Genomic DNA, 1,157 nt, shown 5'->3' on the forward strand with positions numbered 1-1,157 from the left:
GTCTACCGGAGCGCGCCGCCGCTTCCCGTTGACCTTGCTTCTTCTGTCCACTCCACGGTCCTGCCGCAGTTACTGACCCGGCGCCGGGTCCCGGAGCGAGGCGGCAACGCAGCCCGGAAGTGTTTCCGGGCGTGGGGCCGCCGGATTTCGACGTCGCGCTGGTCCGGGCTGATCGGGGCGCGCCAGGTCCTCCCGTTTCCGCAGGGCGAGCGTGCTGTATCACCGGAGCCCCGGCCACCGGGGGAACCAGGCGGAAAACACACCAAGGAAGCCGTCACCGGATTGAAAGCGGCGGAAAAGGGCCCGAAGCGGCGGGCGGTAGACCCCGGCGCACTGCGGAAAGAAGCCGGTACCGCCCCGAAACGCCAGGCCGGGCAGGCCCGGGTCGCGGCTTCGATACCGGGACCGGTCCGGGGGACCGTGCTGCTGGCAGCGGGGGCCGCAGCCATCGTGGCTGCCGCAATCGGGACCGCCGGTGCCTTTGGCCCGGGCGGACCCTGGGCGGCGGAGGCCGGATCCGGGGCGCTGCCCGTCAGTTCCGGAGCCGCCAAAGCCGGGGATACGCCGGGCACAGACGGGCCCGGCGGGGGGAGTCCCACGCCGCCGGACTCCCTGATTCCTGCGGAGGTGACCGCGCAACTGCAGTCAGGTGACCCCGTCGAGGCCGTCCGGGGACTGGCCGCCGTGCGGTCCGTGGCGCTCAGTTCCGGCCGCCTGGAGCTTCTGGATCTTGTCAACGCTCCGGGCTCCGCTGCCTCGGCGGCGGACACCCGCATCAAGGACGAACTTCAGGCGTCGGGAAATATCCTCGCCGGATTCACCAGTACGGTTGCGGATCTGCAGGTCCAGCCCGGAAGCTCGCCAAGCCGGGCAGTCGTGGCGGTCACATCCGCCACGTCGTCCTATGAGGAAAGGGATGGTTCCGGAGCGGTGGTGGCCAGCGCCGCGGAGGGAGCCGAGCAACAGCTTCGGCTGGTGCTGGTTAGTGTTGATGGCCGATGGCGGATCTCCGATGTGTTGCCGGGGTTATAAGGAGCCGGCGCACCGATGGGGCAGACACCAACGAGGACCGGGCTGTCCGCCTGGGCTCAGCCGCGTACGTGCCAGTGCCAACAGCCGGTCAGGCCTTGGCGGCAACCCACTCAGTGGCCTGGGAA

At 70.3% G+C, this 1,157-nt stretch carries 1 pseudogene; it reads left to right on the forward strand.

What is annotated here, in order from left to right:
- Positions 1-1,032 (forward strand): annotated as a pseudogene (locus tag DBR22_RS23815) (hypothetical protein); the annotation flags it as partial.
- Positions 1,033-1,157: the final 125 nt, after the last annotated feature.

Origin of the sequence: Arthrobacter sp. HMWF013, from assembly GCF_003061105.1 — a bacterium.
GTDB lineage: Bacteria > Actinomycetota > Actinomycetes > Actinomycetales > Micrococcaceae > Arthrobacter.